Below are 16201 nucleotides of genomic sequence, written 5' to 3' on the forward strand. Positions count from 1 at the left end.
GCCTCTGGTGTGCATACCGATACCACGGCTACTGCCTGCGGCTCCTTCTCCTGGCAGGGACAGACCTATACCCAGAGCGGTGACTACGACTACGTGAGTGTGAACGGTGCTTGCCAGGATACGGTCACGCTGCACTTAACCGTCGGTCAAGGCAACCACAGCGATACGACCGCTGTATCCTGCAACGCGATCACCTGGTACGGACTATCGTACGCGCAAAGCGGCGACTACAACCATATTTCGACCAACGCCGGCGGCTGCCCCGATACGGTTACGCTGCACCTCACGATCAACGGTCCAACGCTGCGCATCACCGACCCGGCCGCTTCCTGCAACGGCGGCTCCGTCGACATCACCGCCGCGGCCGTGACGGCCGGCAGCAGCGCGGGCCTTACCTACACCTATTGGCAGAATGCCGATGCCAACATACCACTGCTCAACCCGTCTGCCGTCAGCGTCAGCAGCACCTGCTACATCAAAGGCACCGCCGGCGGCTGCAGCCGCATCGCTCCCGTACAAGTACGGATCTCCAACCTCGCCCTCGCCGCCAGCGCCCAGAACCTGAGCTGCTCCGACCGCGGCGGCGCCATCACCGCCACCGCCACGAACGGCATGCCGCCCTATTCCTACAGCATCGACGGCGGCAGCAGCTACCAGCCCTCGGGTACTTTCGGCAACCTCTCCGCCGGGTCGTACCTGGTGCTCGTGCAGGACGGCGCCGGCTGCAACACCCAGGTGCCCGCTACCCTGCAGCAAACACCGTCGGCCCGCATAGAAGGCGGCGCCCAACGCTGCAGCCCCGGCACCGACACGCTCTACATCCACTGCATCGGCACCGCGCCCTGGACCCTTGTCTACACCGAGGGCGACAGCACCCGCACCCTCACCGGCATCAGCAGCTCGCCCTACGCCCTCGCGGTATCGCCCGCATCCACCACCATCTATACCCTGCAAAGCGTGTCGGATATACGCTGCACCAACAGCAACCTCAACAGCTCCGCCACCATCGCCATCGACCCCGGTGGCGCCGGCACCCGCTATCCCACAGAAATTGCCGACATCTTCGTACCCAAGCAACTCCGGGCCCGGAATTTGGGGACTAATTGTACCTACCAATGGATGCCCCCGACGGGCCTGAACCGATCGACCGTCTACGACCCGGTATTCTACCACAACCAGGACCAGGAATACCTCATCCGCATCGACAATGGCAGCGGATGCAAAACCGTAGATACCGTATTAGTACAGGTGCGTACTGCCCGCCCTCAAAACATCGTGTCCGACATCTTCGTGCCCAAAGCCTGGAGCCCGAATAACGACGGACACAATGACCGCCTCTACCCGCTGACAGTGAACATCCGCGAGCTCTATTACTTCCGGATCTTCAACCGCTGGGGACAGCTGATGTTTGAAACCAACATCATCGGGTTTGGCTGGGACGGACTCTTCAAAGGACAACCGCAAGTGAACGATACCTACACGTGGACACTGGAAGCCGTGGGCGAGGACGGGAAGTATTACAAGCGAAGCGGGAACTCGGTTTTGTTACGTTGAACGCTAACCTATAAACACATCCAACATGATTTGTCTGAGAACAATGACAATCGCTTTGTCATTGGTGCTGCCTGCCCGTGCCGTGGCGCAAGACCCCGCCTTTTCCCAATTCTTTTCCTCGCCGCTTAACATCAACCCCGCCCTTACCGCCAACATCAACTCCGACTGGCGGGCCATCGCCCACTTCCGCGACCAGTGGGCCGGCCCCGTACATCCTTACGTTTCCGGGACGCTTTCCTTCGACAGCAAGATCCTGCAGCACAAAGTGGCTCATATGCCCGAGCAGGCCACCATCTGGGGCGTGGGCGTACTGCTGATGTATGACCGCACCATGGGCGGCGCCGTGCGCAGCACCTACGGCACCCTCACCGGCTCGTACAGCCTTCGTGTGGTGGAAAACGACGAGTTTACCCATCGTGTCAACATCGGCTTCGGCGGCACCTACGGCCGCCGCTTCATCGACTACACCCGCCTCGACTTCGAAGAGCAGTTCACCGGCTTCGGCTTCAACACCAGCCTCCCCACCGGCGAAGCCTCGCTCGACAACATGAAACCCTATCTGTCGCTGAGCGCCGGCATTACCTACAGCATAAAAAGCGAGGAAACCAACTTCGACATCGGCACCTCCGCCTACCACCTCAACGGCCCGCGGCAAACCTTTCTCAAAGACGACCGCCAGGTGCTACCCATACGCCACGTAGCACACGCCAACTTCGAGAAGGTGCTCAACAACCGGCTGCTGCTCAGCACCGCCGCCATTTACCAGTTTCAGCGCAACGCCAACTACGTGTCGATCGGCGGCGCACTCGGCTACTACATCGGCGAAACTTCGCTGATCAACGCCGGCCTGTGGTACTGGTCGAAAAACGCCATCGTGCCCTACGTTGGCTATGCCCTCAACAGCATGCAGATCGGCGTGTCGTACGACGTAACGCTTTCGAAGCTGAAGACCGCCTCCCCACGCCCCAATACCTGGGAAGTAAGCCTCATCTACCGGGGCATCCGTGAACCCTCGAAACTCCTGTATTGCCCGTGGAAATAAAGGGCCTGTCCTTAGAAGAACCAACACCCTGCATCCCGGCTGCATCCTACGGCCGGGATCTTTACGGGCGACGGGTGCTGGCACAGCTTTTTCCGGATGCCGGGTATGCTCTTTACCCGCTTCCTGCGCCATTACCTGAAGAAACTGGCGGGCACCGGTGCCCTGCTCCTCTTCCTGCTGCTGATCAGCGTATCTGTTTTTGCCCTCATTTTCCACGAGGTGATCGGCGAGGGCGAAGTCGCCTTCGACATTCGCGTGTTCGGGATGATCGCCCCGCGCATCAGTGCCGCGGGCACGCGGTTCATGGAGGCCGTTACGTTTACGGCCTCCGCCACCTTTCTGCAGATCGCCTACGGCCTCACGATCGGGTGGTACCTCGTCCGCCGCAACTGGTTGCGCTGCATCGAGATCTTCGTGATCGGCATCGGTGGCTTTGCCATCAATTATTTCATGAAGCTGACGTTCCACCGCCTCCGGCCACCCAACCCGATCCTGGAGCCGCTGCACAACTTCAGTTTCCCGAGTGGGCATGCTACCTCCGGGTTTATTTTCTACGGATTGCTGGCCTACCTGGCCTGGAAGCTGAAGTTGCCGCGCTGGCTGCGCCTCGCGCTTGCCGCTGTGCTCATTGCCTGGGCACTGCTGGTAGGATTCAGCCGCATTTACCTGCGCATGCACTTCGCCACCGACGTGCTGGCCGGCTTCTGTATCGGTGCCTCCTGGCTCGGACTATCTATCCTGATCATGCAGCGGATGAAAAAGAAGGCGACTATGGAAACCGGCGAAACGGAGGAGCAAGCCGAAAGGGCGCAGTAGGGACAATGGATCACCAGATCGCTTCGCAGACGCGGAAGTGCAGTTACGGCGCCTCAGCTGAATCGGGAGGTACCTCCCTGTGTGCCCGCCGGTGGCCGATGACGCGCAGCACTGTAGGCAGCACAATGAGCAGCAAGGGCAGTGCCGCCACGAAGCCGCCGATCACCGCAATGGCGAGCGGCTGGTGCAGCTCGGCGCCGGTGCCGATGCCCAGGGCCAGCGGCATCAGCGCAATGATGGCGCCAAGGGCCGTCATCAGCTTCGGTCGCAGGCGGGTGGAGATCGAATAGACGATTGCCTCGTCCACATCCTGCTGCTCACGCAACGCCTCGCGGTATTGCAGGAAGGTGAAGATGGCGTTCTCGCCAATGATGCCTACGATCATGATGGCGCCGGTATAGCTGCCCACGTTGAGGGCCGTGCCGGTAAGCAGCAGCGCCGCGCAACAGCCTGCAATACCCAGGATCGCAATACCAAGGATGAGCAGCGCCACCAGGAAATCACGGAACAGGAAAAGGATCACGCCGAACACCAGCAGGCAGGCGGTGATAAGAATGAGGCGCAGTTCGGAAAACGACCGCTGCTGCTCGGCAAAAGCACCGCCGTATTCGATATGATAACCCTGCGGCAACACGATTTGCTTCGACACCGCTTGCTGGATGCCGCGGACCGTGCTTCCCAGGTCGCGGCCCTCGAGGCGACCGGTGACCACACCCATGGCCTGCAGGTTCTCCCGCTGGATCTCGGCTTGCCCCGGACTGACCGCAACACGCGCCAGGCTGCTGATCGGCATCAGCCGGCCCGACGGCAAAAAGACCTGCAGGTTCCGGATGCCCTCCAGGCTTTGCCGCGTATTTCCCGGGTACACGATCCGGATCGGCGTCAGTTGCTCCCGCTCCAGGATCCCGCCGCCATCAAGGCCCTGCAGCGCGAGCTGCACCTGGCTTTGTAAAGCCTGAGGCGTGATCCCGTACTGCGCCAGCTGCCGGTTGTCGGGGATGATGCTGACCGTGGGGCCGGAAATAACGATGCCGTTAAATACGTCGGCGGCCCCTGCTACCCCTTCGGTGATTTCACCAACCTTCTTCGACAGCTCCTGCAAGCGCGCCACGTCATCGCCGAAGATCTTGATCTCGATGGGCTGCACCGACTCCATCAGGTCGCCGAGCATATCGCCGATCACCTGCCCGAAATCGATCTGCAGGGCCGGCTGCGAAGACTCCACCTTTTGGCGGATCTCCGAGATCACTTCCTCCGACGAGCGGCGGCGGTCTTTCTTTAGCTGGATCAGGTAGTCGCCGTCGTTGGGTTCGGTAATAAAAAAGCCCATTTGCGTGCCGGTGCGCCGCGAGTACGCCGCCACTTCGGGCACCGCGCTGACGATCTTTTCCACCTGCCGCAGCATCCGGTCCGTTTCCTCCAGCGAGGTGCCCGGCGGCGACTTGTAATCGAGCACGATGCTGCCTTCATCCATCTCCGGCAGGAAGCCCGTTTCGAGGCGGGGCAGGATGAGCCCGATGGCCGCGGCAAACAGCAGCAGCAACACGACGCTGATCCAGGGGCGGTGAATAAAGGCGGACACCCAGCGTTGCTGCTTCACGGCATGCACCTCCTCCGCCTTCACACGCAGCTTGGCGCGCCGGCGGCGGGTGAGCAGCAGGTAGATCACCGGCAATCCCAGCCACGTAACGAAATACGAGCAGACCAAAGTCAGGATCATCGTGTGCGTCATCACCTTGAAGTAGGCACCGGCAACGCCGCTCATCAGCTCAAAGGGAATGAAGATGACGATGGTGCTCAGCGAAGAACCCACCATGGCGGGCAGCAGGTATTTGATGGCCTTCTGCACCACCACCGGTGCCGGCTCGCCGGGATGCTCCTCGTGGCTTCGGTGGATCTGTTCCATCACCACGATGGCGTCGTCGATGATGAGGCCAATGGCCGCGGCGATCGCGCCGAGGGTCATGATGTTGAGCGAGTAGCCGATGGCGTAAATACCCACCAGCGTGAGGCAGATCGTGACCGGGATCGTAATGAGGATGGTGGCGCTGGCCTTTACCGAGCGCAGGAAGATGATGGCCACGATGATGGCCAGCGCGAGGCCGATCCAGAGGCTGTCGGTTACGCTGTGAACGGCATCCGACACGAAGTCGGCCTGTACATAGTAGGGCTTGATCGTGATCCCGGCAGGCAGGATCTTTCCCAGGGCGGCCACGCGTTCTTCCATCGACCGGCTCAACGCCACGAGGTTGGCGTTGGGCTGCTTGATCACCGCGATCAGCACCCCCTCGCGGCCATTGGCGTTGATCTTGGCATACTCCACGCCGGGCTGCACGTTCACCGTGGCGATGTCGCGCAGCTGCACTACCCGCTTGCTGTTATTGGACACAACAAGCTCCTGCAGCTCGTTGAGCGAATGCACGGTGGCATCGGTGACGGTGAGGTAGAGCAGGCGGTAGTCGGACAGGTAACCGTTGGACCGGATGAAGTTGGTTTGCGCCAGTGCGGCCGAAAGGGCGTCGGGCGTGATGCCGAGTGCGCTCATCTTTTGCGGGTCGAGCGTGAGCCAGTATTCTTTCTGCTTGCCGCCGATAATGCGCACTTCCGCCACGCCCGGCACCTGCGACAGGTAGGGCCGGATGTTGTACAGGGCGATATGCTTCAGGTCTACCGCGTTCTCATCGCTGCGCGTTGTTTCGAGCGTGTAGCCGATCACCGGCAGGATCGAGGGATTCATCCGCTCTACCGTGATCTGCAGGTCGGGCGGCAGGGTGTTGCGGATCTGCGCAATGCGCGACTCGATGCGCTGCTGGCTCAGGTCGATGTTGGCATCCCAGTTCATAAAGGCGGAGATCTCGCAGGAGCCGCGGCTCGTCGTACTGCGCACGTCGGCGAGGTCGGGCACCAGCTTCACGGCGCTTTCCAGGGGCGTCGTCACGGTTACCATCATCTTGTCTACCGGCTGCAGGCCCGCATCGGCAATGATCTTGATCTTGGGAAAGGTGATCTCGGGAAACAGCGCCGTGGGCAGCTTGCTGTAGGCATACAGGCCGCCCATGATGATGAGGGCAAGCAGCACCGCCACCGGGTTCTTATAACGGGTGAAGTAAGAGTTCATTGGTCGGATTTCTGGATGAGCACCTTCGCCGTGTCGGGGAGGCCGTAGTTACCGGTGAGCACGATCTTATCGCCGGGTTTGAATAGCGGCCGCACGATCTCCACGCGGTCCGCGGTCTCCAGGCCCCGGATCACCGGAACCTTCACCGCCGTTGCCGAGTCCAGGATCTTCATCACCCAGAAATGCGCCTGCGCCTCATCGGCCAGCACGGCTCCCTTGGGAAGGGAAACAACCCCGTTCTTCTGTTCTTTCACCAGACGCACGCGTCCCACGAGGTTCTGCGGCAGCAGGGTCGGGGTTTTTACCTGCAGCAGCACCTGCTGCGTCTGCGCCACCGAATCCACCGACGGCAACAGGCGGCTGACGCGGCCGGGCAAGCGGCGCCCGTCGGGCAGGGTCACGTCCAGCGAAGCACCGACCGCCACAAAAGCCCGCCACTCGTAGGGCACATTGAGCACAAAGCCGAAGCTGTTGCCGTCGGCCAGCACGGCCAGCTGCTCGCCGTCCTGCACATAGTCGCCGGGCTGGTGGTTGAGTTCCTGTACAAAGCCCGCCGTCGTCACCCGTATGGGAATGAGCCCCGTGAAGTGCAGCGACGGATCGAGGCGGTTGATCGTATTGCCCAGCGCCTCGGCTTCCTTTGTTTTGATCACAAAGGCGGTCTGCCCCGGCGCTACCCGCTGACCCAGCTTCACCCCCACCTGCTTGATATAGCCGTTGGCGGTGGCCTTGATGTAGTTGCTTTGCAGGTACGCGGAAGTGGCGTTGAGCTCAACAAAGGTTTGCAGCGGGCCGATGGCCACCTCGGTAACGGTCACCGGCGTACGCACGTCGGCGGGCGCCTCTTCGCCGGCACTGGCCGCTTTCTCTTTGCAGGCCGGCAATGCGGAAAGGGCGCCGGCGAGCAGCCCTACCAATTTCCAATCAGGGTTTCGCATTCCAATAGTTTAGCTGGCTCAACACTTTCAACCGGCCCAGCGTGTTCTGGCGGAGTAAATTCTGCGCGTTGAGGTAATTGTTGATCGCCGTTACGTAGTCTTTCATCGTGATATCACCCACCTGCAGCAGCTTGCCGTTGGCCTCGATGAGGGTGCGCGAAAATTCGATCTGCTTTTGCAGGCGCACATTCAGTTGATCAATGGACTGGAGCTGTTTGCGCAGTTGTGCAACCTGCATCGTATACTGGCGCACATAGAAGTCGCGGCTGTTCACGCGCGACCGCTCGCGGATGTCCAGCTGCTGCTCGCGGAGCTGGCGCTGGTGCCCGTCGTAGATCGGTACCAGCAAGCTCAGTCCGAAGCTGAATCCGAAGTTGCGCCAGGCTGTGTTCTGCAGCGACGACTGGTAGCCGGCGTCGGTATAGGCCCCTACTTTCGGCTTGTATTGATAACGCAGCAGGCTCCGCTCGTTGGCCAGCCGGAGGCTGTCGGTGCGGTAGCGGGTGTAAAAAACGGATCCGTAGAAGTCAGGCAGGCTGTCGGGGAGGCGCGGTGGCTCCAGGCGCAACACACTCGTGTCGACGATCCCGGCCAGGTAGTTCAGGGTCAGGAAGTCGGCCGCGTACTGGATGCCGGCCTGCAGCGCGGCCAGATCCTGCTGCTGCATCGTTACATAAAAGCTGAGGTAGTCCACCTGCTTGTACACGCCTTTCTCCGTCAGCTTCTTCAGCGCCTCTTCTTCGCGGCGCATCAGCAGGTAGATCTCGTGACCGAAATCGGCCGTCACCTGGTCGCCGTAGGCGGTGATGTATTGATCGGTGATCGTACGCACGAGGTCCTGCTGCGAGAGCCGCAGGGTATCCATGAGCGCCTGGCGCTGCAGCGCTATGGTTTGCAGCTGTGCCTGCACGGCGCCGCGGGTGGAAAAGTTGCGCGTGGCCTGCAGCAGCGCCGACACGTTGGCGATATTGGTGATGGCTTCGTCGTAGCCCACGCCGCGGATAATGGGCGCATAGCTGTTGGTACTTTGAAAAGCCACCTGCGTGCGCCGGGCAGCCTGCAACAGGAGCGAGTCGATGCGCGCCGCAGTCAACTGCCCTTGCAGGTCGCGCAGGGCCGGGCTGGAGGCGCGTGCTTCTTCTATAAAATAAGGCAGGTCGCGGGTCTGCGCCCTACCCCCGGTCGCGGCCAGCAAGGCCAATAGGAAAAGCAGGAGCCGGCACCGGGGCGCCCCCCTCCTAATCTTTGACCGTTCGGATAAAATTTCCATTGGCATCGAATAACACGTCCATCGTCCCGACATTCGCTTCAAACTCCAGCCGGCCGCCGGCCTTTACAATCCGGGCGGCCTCTTTAAGGGCTTGCCCGGGGTAGTGCGCCTGCAGGTAGCTCCGTGCGGCCGCAGGTAAACGTTCCGGCCGGATCTCCGTTTCTGTTTCAACAATTGTACCCCTGCCGTTGATGACGCAGGACATCGCCTTACCTCCCTTCTGAAAATTCACTTCGTAGGCGCGCCCTTCTTTTTCCCAGGTGCCGGCGACGCCGGGATATGCTTTTTGAAAGGCCGCCCGGACCACCCCGGGCACGTTGACGGCCTTCCCGGTTTGCGCCCGCACGCAGCAACTCAGGAATAGGAATACCAGGCTCAGGAAATACTTATTCATAACACCGGATTTAGAGCCAAACGTATACAAGGAATCTGTCGACTTCCTGAAGCAGCCCTATTGAAGCAAAACCGCCCCAATTCAGATTGTCTTCAGAGTCGCACCACAGTTTGCGTAATCCCGGCTCCGGGAAGGATCGCTTTTATCCCGGGCGGCTGATCGGTATGTTTTTTTACCGGCGTGATGGCCACAGAATCCCCGAATTATGAAACGATCCCTCTGCGGACTTCTCTTTTTGTTCGCTACACTAACGGCTTCCAGCCAGCAACCCGACTCGCTGCTCCGGAAGCTCGACAGCCTCGGCCGAAAGACCGACAGCGCCGACAAGCAGATCAACAACACAGCCCCGGGCGCCTACAACAACGCTACGCGCCTTACGCCGGGCTCCTATTTCATCCTGCTGGGCTCCGACATCAAGCAAGGCTTTACCAAGCCTTTCCATATGAAGGGCCGCGACTGGCGCTTACTGGCAGAGTACGCCGGCGCCACGATTGCCCTTTCCTTTGCCGACAAGCCGATACAGAAAGAGGGTTTGAAATTGCGCAACCAAAGCGACGCCCTGCGGAGCGTCAGCAGCTATGTCACCAACTTCGGCGCCAATTACGAGGTGTATGTGCTCGGCGGGCTCGGGTTATACGGCTACGTCTTCAAGAATACCAAGATGCGCACCACCACGCTGCTGGCCTCACAGTCGTATATCTCCTCGGCCATCTTTTCATTTACCCTCAAATTCCTGGTGGGGCGGCAGCGCCCATACGTGATCGACCCGAAAACCGGCAGCAATGACCCGCACCGCTTCTTCGGGCCATTTTCCAAACCGGGCGGACCGTCGGACAACCAATCCTTTCCCTCGGGCCATACCACGGCGGCCTTTTCCGCAGCCACGGTGTATGCGCTGGAGTACCGCGACCGGCCCTGGGTGCCCATCCTGGCCTATTCGGCGGCCACGCTGATCGGCATCAGCCGCATCACCGAAAACAAGCACTGGGCCACCGATGTGCTGGCAGGCGCGGCGCTGGGCTATGCCACCGGCCGACTGGTGGTGAACAACTACCACCGCTATGCGCAGATCAAAACACCGGGAACCCGGAAGGCCTCCGTTTCCTTCAACTGCCGGTACCAGTTTGGCCAACTGATGCCGGGAATGGTGTATACGTTTCGTTGACCGCGGCCTGAATTCGTTCTTCCCTTCACCCTCAACCCGGTACCATGTGGTGGACCTATGCCCTGCTCTCGGCTTTCTTCGCCGCCCTCACGGCCATCTTCGCCAAGATCGGCGTCCGCAACGTCGACTCCGACCTGGCCACGGCCCTGCGCACCATCGTTATTACGGTCCTCGCCTGGGCCATCGTGCTGGCGCGGGGCAAGCTGCCCGGGGCCAGCGGGCTCAGCCGCCAGAACCTGCTGTTCCTGCTGCTCTCCGGCCTGGCCACCGGCCTTTCCTGGATCTTCTACTTCAGGGCGCTGCAACTGGGCAAAGTGTCGCAGGTAGCACCGGTTGACAAATTGAGCGTGGCGCTGGCGATCATCCTTTCGGTGCTGTTCCTCGGTGAGCCGCTGACGCTGAAAACGTCGCTGGGTGCTTTGCTCATTATTTCCGGAACTTTGGTGCTCATCGCTACCTGAATGCAGATCCTGATCATCGAAGACGAAAGCAGCCTCGCACAAAGCATGTGCGACTACCTGGCGCAGGAAAACTTTACCTGCCAGCGGGCGCATGACTTCGCCACCGGGCTCCGGGCCATCGACGACCGCACGTTTGATTGCATCGTACTGGACATCAATCTCCCGGGCGGCAGCGGGCTGTCGCTGCTCCGGACGCTGAAGGAAGAGCGCCGCAGCGAAGGCGTGCTGATCATCTCGGCGAAAGGATTGCTGGAAGACCGCCTGCTGGGGCTGCATACCGGCGCCGACGACTACCTGGTCAAACCTTTTCACCTCGCCGAACTCGGCGCGCGGGTGGCGGCCATCATCCGCCGCAAGGCCCATGACGGGCAGAAACGCCTTCTGTTCGGCCTGCTCGAACTGGACCTCGAAGCCCATACGGCCTTTGCCGGCGGCACCACGCTCGAACTGACGCGGAAGGAATACGACCTGCTGCTGTACCTGATCAGCAACCGCAACCGGGTGATCAACAAGAACGCCCTCGGCATCCACCTCTGGGGCGAGCAGGCCGACGTGCTCGGCTCCTACGATTTTATCTACACCCATATCAAGAACCTGCGCCGGAAGCTCAGTGCCGCCGGTGCGCCCGACTATATTCAATCGGTATACGGGATCGGCTATAAATGCGCGCTTCCATGAAGCTGCTTGACCGCTACAGCCGCATCAACGTGGGGGCCACGATCGCGATCTTCCTCGTCGCGGCCCTCGCGCTCTTTGTCAGCCTCCACTACATCCTGCTGCAACAGATCGACGACGACCTGCGCATCGAGGAGCGCGAGATCCTGCTCTACGTTCAGAAAAACGGGCGGATCCCGGAGAGCAGCTCGGTAGACGACCAGCTGATCGAGTTTCACGCCGCCGACGGCAACGACCAGCGCCGCTTTCAGACCCTCGACCTGGTTGACCCCACGCACGGCGACAAAGAAAAGTTCAGGCAGCTCCGGTTTACTGTTCGCGACACACAGGGCTGGCACCTCGTGCTGGTGTCAAAGGCGCTCGAGCAAACCGACGCCCTCGTAACGACCCTGTTCTTCATAACCACCGTCACGATCCTGTTCATCCTGCTCCTCTCCTTTGCCATTAACCGCTGGGCCGTCAAGCGCCTGTGGCGGCCTTTCTACGCCGTGCTCGACTCGGTGCGCCACTACAAGCTCAATGACGGCGCGCCCCTGCGCCTGCCGTCCACAACGGTGGAAGAATTCCAGTTCATGAACGAGCGGATCGAAGCCTTCGCCGGGCAGGCGCGGCTCGACTTCCTGGCGCTCAAAACCTTCAGCGAAAACGCCACCCACGAATTGCAAACACCCATCGCCGTGGTCCGCTCCAAGCTGGACCTCCTGCAACAGGAACCCGGTTTGGGCGCACAGGGAGCGGCCGCCTTACAAGGCGCTTACGATTCGCTGCAGCGACTCGACCGGCTCAATGCCTCGCTCCTCCTGCTGGCGCGGATCGAAAACCGGCAGTTTGCCGATACCGAGCCGGTGGACGTCAACGAACTGCTCCGCGCGAAACTTCGTGAGTTCCAGGAACTGCTGCAGGAAAAAGAGATCCAGGTGGAGCACAGCGGCGACACCGTAATCATACGGATCAACCCCGCCCTTTGCCAGATCCTGCTGAACAACCTCCTGTCCAATGCGCTGCGCTATACGGCCACCGGGGGAACGCTTCAGCTGAACCTGGATAAAGCTTCGCTCAGCGTATGCAATACAGCCGATGGACCGGCACTTGATGAACAGACCTTGTACCAGCGCTTTCAGCGCGGCAACGGCAACCGCGGCTCCGCAGGCCTCGGCCTCGCGCTCATCAAACAGATCTGCGACGTATCGGGCTTCCGGCTCTCCTACCGCCACTCCGGCAACCGGCATTGCTTCCGTGTTTCCTGGCCGGCATAAGCACGCGCACCGCCTTCAGAATGACTCCAGAATTGGGTACAGGTTCGGTTTTTGTGCCCCCAGTCAAAAAACCATGCACGCGCCCGGGCCCGAAGGATGTATCGATTATGTAACGAACCTGTTCCTGCGCTACGCAGACGACCGCCTGCGGTACCACAACCTGCAGCATACGCAGGCCGTAGCGGCACGGTCCGGAGAAATGGCGGCGTTCTACCGGCTCGCGCCAGGCGAGCGCAGCACGCTGTGCATCGCCGCCTGGTTTCACGACACGGGTCAACTTACCGGCCCGCCCGATGGCCACGAAGCACGCAGCGTGGCGCTGTTTCACGACTTCTGCCGCCAACGGCCGCTGCCTCCTTCCTGGGTGGAGCAGGTCGAAGGCTGCATCAACGCCACCCGCCTGCCCCAACGGCCGGTAAACCTGCTGCAGGAAATCATTTGCGATGCCGATACCTGGAACCTGGGCACCCCCGGCTTCGCCGCTACCGACACCCTGTTGCGGGAGGAAATGAACCTTCGCCTGGGCCACAGGTCCGACCGCTGGGACGAAAACACATTGACCCTCCTGGAGCAACACCGCTTTTTCACCGCCTACGCCCAACAACGGCTGGCACAGGGAAAGCAGCAAAACATCGAACGGATCCGGGCACGGCTGGAGGGCACCCGCTGAAGCAGCACCGTGCCCGGCTGATGCGCGGCGAAAACCATTCGATCCGCAGGCCCTGCAGGCCTTTGGGGCGGGGCGCTTTCTTTAACAACACCTAAGGAAAATGCCGGGCTGCGCGGGGCTAACTTGGTTCCGTGCACCATTCGTACTAACCTTATGAAGATCCTTCCCGTCGTCTTACTCCTGGCCATCCTCGCCGCCCTGGGCTGCCGCAAATCGCTTGCGGAGGAAGCCCCCGACTTTTCGTACCACCACGGCCGCATCGGCGCCTCGGCCAACGACCTGCTTTCCGACAGCAACTACCGGTCGCTGACCGTAGAAATACAATACATGACCGGCTTCAGGCCCGACTCGGCCGCCCTCGTGAACCTCTACTACTTCCTGGCCGAGCACCTGCACAAGCCGCAGGGCATCCGCGTGCTGACCAAAGCCATCGCGCCGGAGAAAGACACCCTCTCGAGCCTCGGCGAAGTGGCCGCTATTGAAAGGGCCAACCGCACCCGCTACAACCGCGGCGACGAGCTGGCGATCTACATCCTGTACACCAACGGCGTGTACGTAGAGCCCAACCTGCTGGGTTATGCCTACCGCAACACGTCGGCCGTGCTGTTTGGAAAGAACATCTGGGAAAACGCCAACCGCAAGGGACGCCCGAGCCGCTCCGACCTCGAAACGAAAGTGCTGCAGCACGAAGTGGCCCACCTGATGGGGCTCGTGAACGTGGGCACGGCGCTGCAAAGCGACCACAAGGACAACGACCACGGGAAGCATTGCCGGAACAGGAACTGCCTCATGTACTACCTCACCGAGACCGAGGAGTCGCCTTCTTTCCTGATGAAAAAGCCGCTGCCCCGCCTCGACGAGGCCTGCCGCGCCGACCTGCGGGCCAACGGCGGGAAGTAAGTAAGCTTTCGTGCAGGCCTCTTCGGAGAGGCACAAAAAAGCCCGGCGGGTCGATACCGCCGGGCGTCCCTGTTTATGATTACAAAACGATCGCGGGAAGCTCCGCGTTTTAGAACGAGCGCAGCCCGTGGACGAAACCGGCAGGCTTTCACCGAACACCGCGGGCCGAAACCGCAGCGCGTTATGACACAATGCAAGGCGCGGGGGACGATACCCCATTGCCCGTTTTCCTAAACCAGGGCTGCATGCCGAAACAGCCCGATATCGATCAAGCCTGCGCGGCGGCCGGCGCGGCGGGCGCGGGCGCCGCGATCGGGTCTGCCTCGCTGCGCGAATAGGCCTTGAGCAGGCGCAGCTCGAAGTAACGCGTGCAGGCCTTCACGTCGCCGGGATAGAGTGCGGCAACCTCGTGCATCGCGGTCAGCAAGGCCTTCTCGAAGGCAGTGCGGGCGGCGCCGGTTACGATCTTCTTTTCCTGCACATGTTCCTTACCGCTTTCCTGCTGGGTAAAGGCGGTATCCCAGTTGCTTTTGATGGCCTGCAGGCGCTCCGCCAGCTCCACCGGCAACTTCACCGCGTGCTTGACGGCACCCAGGCGCAGGCGCTCCGCCAGGTCGCTCATGCTTGTCTTATTGACCAATGTATATTCCGTAAGTCCGTACGGGAAAAAATCGCAGTACAGTTCCGCCTTTTTCCACCCCTCGCCGGCTGCGTACCGGATGGCACCCTCGGCTATTTTGATGTACTTTTTAAAAGCCTTCAGCTGGTCATCGGCGGAGGCCACATGCCCCTGTTTGCTTACCTCGGCACTACCCGTGAGTCCCTCTTCCTCCTCGAAAGCGACCAGTTTCGGTCGGAGCAAGGCCGCTTTTTCAGGAAAATCGGGCTCAAGGCGGGCGACGGCACTGCGTCCGTATTTCTGTAGCTGCGGGGCGCCGGCGCTGGTCAGCAGGTTTCCAAAGAAGCACTTTTCATTTCTCATTGCGTTGATTTTTATGGGGTTAAGTAAATAATCGTCGACTCAAGAAAGGATAGGTACGGTGGATTAATTCCTGGAAAAAACTTAGGAGCGGGCTCCGCGTACGCGAAAAACCATTGCAAGAAGTTGGGAAGGGTGGTCGCGTAGGCCGAAAGGGTTCGGAAATAGTTATGAAGGGTGTCTGCGTACAGGGAAGGGGCAAAAACTTTTTACAGGTGGCTTCTTCGACCGAAGAAGACCTTCCGAAAAAGTTTGGAAAGCCTCCTTTGTGGGCAAAAGGCGATTGAAAGAAGTTGTGAATGGGTACTTCGTTCGCGACAGGCACTAAAAACAAGTTACCGGTGCCTCTTTCGTAGCCGGAAGGCATTCCGAAGAAGTTTTGAAAAAACCGGCGTTGGGCGCAGGCATTTGCAGTGGTTGGTGACGCCGTCTCGGGAGAAACCGGCATAATGGGTTGGTTTTGGTTGCTGGATTAAATCTAAACAAGGTTTTCGAGAAAAAGAAGCCGTTGGCAAACTCTTTTGCTCGCTTAGGTTGAAAAGGCTAGCTTTGCCGCCCTCCCCGGCCGTCGCGAAAGCATCGGCCGACGTTGGCCAGCTTTCGCTAAAGCTAAAGCTGGCAGTGACGGGAAGTAGCGCAGCCCGGTAGCGCATGGCGCCTTTGGCGCCAGGGTCGCCGGTTCGCGTGGATAATTTTTCGGGAAGTAGCGCAGCCCGGTAGCGCACCTGGTTTGGGACCAGGGGGTCGCAGGTTCGAATCCTGTCTTCCCGACTCCGCCCGCCAAAGCTCGAAAGAGTGAGGCGGGCTTTTTTTTTTGTACCCTGCTGATCTTCGTGGCGGGCTACGTCGGGCGGCGCCCGACAAAAGAGCGCCCCGGGCCTTCTTTTTTTGCCCGGTAGCGCATGGCGCCTTGGGCGCCAGGGTCGTGGCGCTCGAAGCGCCATCTTCCCGACTCCGCCCGCC

General features: G+C 60.6%; 14 protein-coding genes and 1 tRNA gene. 10 read left to right on the forward strand and 5 right to left on the reverse strand.

The window, feature by feature from the left end; translation table 11 throughout:
• From E0486_RS16865 to E0486_RS16875, 3 genes are all read left to right on the forward strand, one after another.
• Positions 1 to 1554: T9SS type B sorting domain-containing protein (locus E0486_RS16865; RefSeq protein WP_131853948.1), on the forward strand; the 1554-nt coding region annotated here is incomplete at its 5' end.
• Between the two features lie 43 nt (positions 1555 to 1597).
• Positions 1598 to 2596 (forward strand): PorP/SprF family type IX secretion system membrane protein, encoded by a 999-nt coding sequence (locus E0486_RS16870; RefSeq protein ID WP_165917390.1) that lies wholly within the window; start codon positions 1598 to 1600, stop codon positions 2594 to 2596.
• Between the two features lie 96 nt (positions 2597 to 2692).
• Positions 2693 to 3412: a phosphatase PAP2 family protein gene (locus tag E0486_RS16875; RefSeq protein ID WP_131853952.1), complete on the forward strand. Its 720-nt coding sequence runs from the start codon at positions 2693 to 2695 to the stop codon at positions 3410 to 3412.
• Positions 3413 to 3455: 43 nt separating this feature from the next.
• Here E0486_RS16875 and E0486_RS16880 read toward each other — a convergent pair whose 3' ends face one another.
• From E0486_RS16880 to E0486_RS16895, 4 genes are read right to left on the reverse strand one after another with little or no spacing between them, the layout of a single operon-like run.
• Positions 3456 to 6530, reverse strand: a complete 3075-nt coding sequence (locus tag E0486_RS16880) for an efflux RND transporter permease subunit (RefSeq protein ID WP_131853954.1) — start codon at positions 6528 to 6530, stop codon at positions 3456 to 3458.
• The gene (locus E0486_RS16885; RefSeq protein ID WP_131853956.1) at positions 6527 to 7468 is read right to left on the reverse strand and encodes an efflux RND transporter periplasmic adaptor subunit; all 942 of its coding nucleotides are present in this window, start codon (positions 7466 to 7468) and stop codon (positions 6527 to 6529) included. Before E0486_RS16885 ends, E0486_RS16880 begins: the two co-directional genes overlap by 4 nt.
• The gene (locus E0486_RS16890) at positions 7455 to 8663 is read right to left on the reverse strand and encodes a TolC family protein (RefSeq protein WP_243697471.1); all 1209 of its coding nucleotides are present in this window, start codon (positions 8661 to 8663) and stop codon (positions 7455 to 7457) included. Before E0486_RS16890 ends, E0486_RS16885 begins: the two co-directional genes overlap by 14 nt.
• Before the next feature lie 43 nt (positions 8664 to 8706).
• The gene (locus tag E0486_RS16895; protein WP_131853960.1) at positions 8707 to 9132 is read right to left on the reverse strand and encodes a hypothetical protein; all 426 of its coding nucleotides are present in this window, start codon (positions 9130 to 9132) and stop codon (positions 8707 to 8709) included.
• A 205-nt stretch (positions 9133 to 9337) separates the two neighbouring features.
• Between E0486_RS16895 and E0486_RS16900 the strand changes: the two genes are divergently transcribed.
• The 6 genes from E0486_RS16900 to E0486_RS16925 all read left to right on the forward strand — a co-directional run bounded on the left by E0486_RS16900 (position 9338) and on the right by E0486_RS16925 (position 14259).
• Entirely contained in the window at positions 9338 to 10297 is a 960-nt protein-coding gene (locus tag E0486_RS16900) for a phosphatase PAP2 family protein (RefSeq protein WP_131853962.1), read from the forward strand.
• Between the two features lie 44 nt (positions 10298 to 10341).
• Entirely contained in the window at positions 10342 to 10758 is a 417-nt protein-coding gene (locus tag E0486_RS16905; protein ID WP_131853964.1) for an EamA family transporter, read from the forward strand.
• Positions 10759 to 11436: a response regulator transcription factor gene (locus E0486_RS16910; protein ID WP_131853966.1), complete on the forward strand. Its 678-nt coding sequence runs from the start codon at positions 10759 to 10761 to the stop codon at positions 11434 to 11436.
• The gene (locus E0486_RS16915; RefSeq protein ID WP_165917391.1) at positions 11433 to 12689 is read left to right on the forward strand and encodes a sensor histidine kinase; all 1257 of its coding nucleotides are present in this window, start codon (positions 11433 to 11435) and stop codon (positions 12687 to 12689) included. The genes E0486_RS16910 and E0486_RS16915 overlap by 4 nt, the downstream gene beginning before the upstream one ends.
• Before the next feature lie 73 nt (positions 12690 to 12762).
• Positions 12763 to 13359, forward strand: a complete 597-nt coding sequence (locus E0486_RS16920; RefSeq protein WP_131853970.1) for an HD domain-containing protein — start codon at positions 12763 to 12765, stop codon at positions 13357 to 13359.
• 153 nt (positions 13360 to 13512) lie between these two features.
• On the forward strand, positions 13513 to 14259 hold the full coding sequence (locus E0486_RS16925) for a hypothetical protein (RefSeq protein WP_131853972.1): 747 nt from the start codon (positions 13513 to 13515) through the stop codon (positions 14257 to 14259).
• 268 nt (positions 14260 to 14527) lie between these two features.
• Here E0486_RS16925 and E0486_RS16930 read toward each other — a convergent pair whose 3' ends face one another.
• Positions 14528 to 15241 carry a hypothetical protein gene (locus E0486_RS16930; protein ID WP_131853974.1) on the reverse strand — a complete coding sequence of 238 codons (714 nt, stop codon included), beginning with the start codon at positions 15239 to 15241 and terminating at the stop codon, positions 14528 to 14530.
• A 694-nt stretch (positions 15242 to 15935) separates the two neighbouring features.
• Between E0486_RS16930 and E0486_RS16935 the strand changes: the two genes are divergently transcribed.
• A tRNA-Pro gene (locus tag E0486_RS16935) sits at positions 15936 to 16009 on the forward strand.
• The last annotated feature ends 192 nt before the right edge of the window (positions 16010 to 16201 follow it).

The organism is Flaviaesturariibacter aridisoli, assembly GCF_004343705.1.
Taxonomy (GTDB): Bacteria; Bacteroidota; Bacteroidia; order Chitinophagales; family Chitinophagaceae; genus Flavisolibacter; species Flavisolibacter aridisoli.

Coding starts and splice junctions, on each gene's coding strand:
- E0486_RS16875 (WP_131853952.1), top strand. CDS start 2,693: ATGCCGGGTATGCTCTTTACCCGCTTCCTGCGCCATTACCTGAAGAAA.
- E0486_RS16880 (WP_131853954.1), bottom strand. CDS start 6,530: ATGAACTCTTACTTCACCCGTTATAAGAACCCGGTGGCGGTGCTGCTT.
- E0486_RS16870 (WP_165917390.1), top strand. CDS start 1,598: ATGACAATCGCTTTGTCATTGGTGCTGCCTGCCCGTGCCGTGGCGCAA.
- E0486_RS16925 (WP_131853972.1), top strand. CDS start 13,513: ATGAAGATCCTTCCCGTCGTCTTACTCCTGGCCATCCTCGCCGCCCTG.
- E0486_RS16910 (WP_131853966.1), top strand. CDS start 10,759: ATGCAGATCCTGATCATCGAAGACGAAAGCAGCCTCGCACAAAGCATG.
- E0486_RS16915 (WP_165917391.1), top strand. CDS start 11,433: ATGAAGCTGCTTGACCGCTACAGCCGCATCAACGTGGGGGCCACGATC.
- E0486_RS16885 (WP_131853956.1), bottom strand. CDS start 7,468: ATGCGAAACCCTGATTGGAAATTGGTAGGGCTGCTCGCCGGCGCCCTT.
- E0486_RS16900 (WP_131853962.1), top strand. CDS start 9,338: ATGAAACGATCCCTCTGCGGACTTCTCTTTTTGTTCGCTACACTAACG.
- E0486_RS16930 (WP_131853974.1), bottom strand. CDS start 15,241: ATGAGAAATGAAAAGTGCTTCTTTGGAAACCTGCTGACCAGCGCCGGC.
- E0486_RS16905 (WP_131853964.1), top strand. CDS start 10,342: ATGTGGTGGACCTATGCCCTGCTCTCGGCTTTCTTCGCCGCCCTCACG.
- E0486_RS16920 (WP_131853970.1), top strand. CDS start 12,763: ATGCACGCGCCCGGGCCCGAAGGATGTATCGATTATGTAACGAACCTG.
- E0486_RS16895 (WP_131853960.1), bottom strand. CDS start 9,132: ATGAATAAGTATTTCCTGAGCCTGGTATTCCTATTCCTGAGTTGCTGC.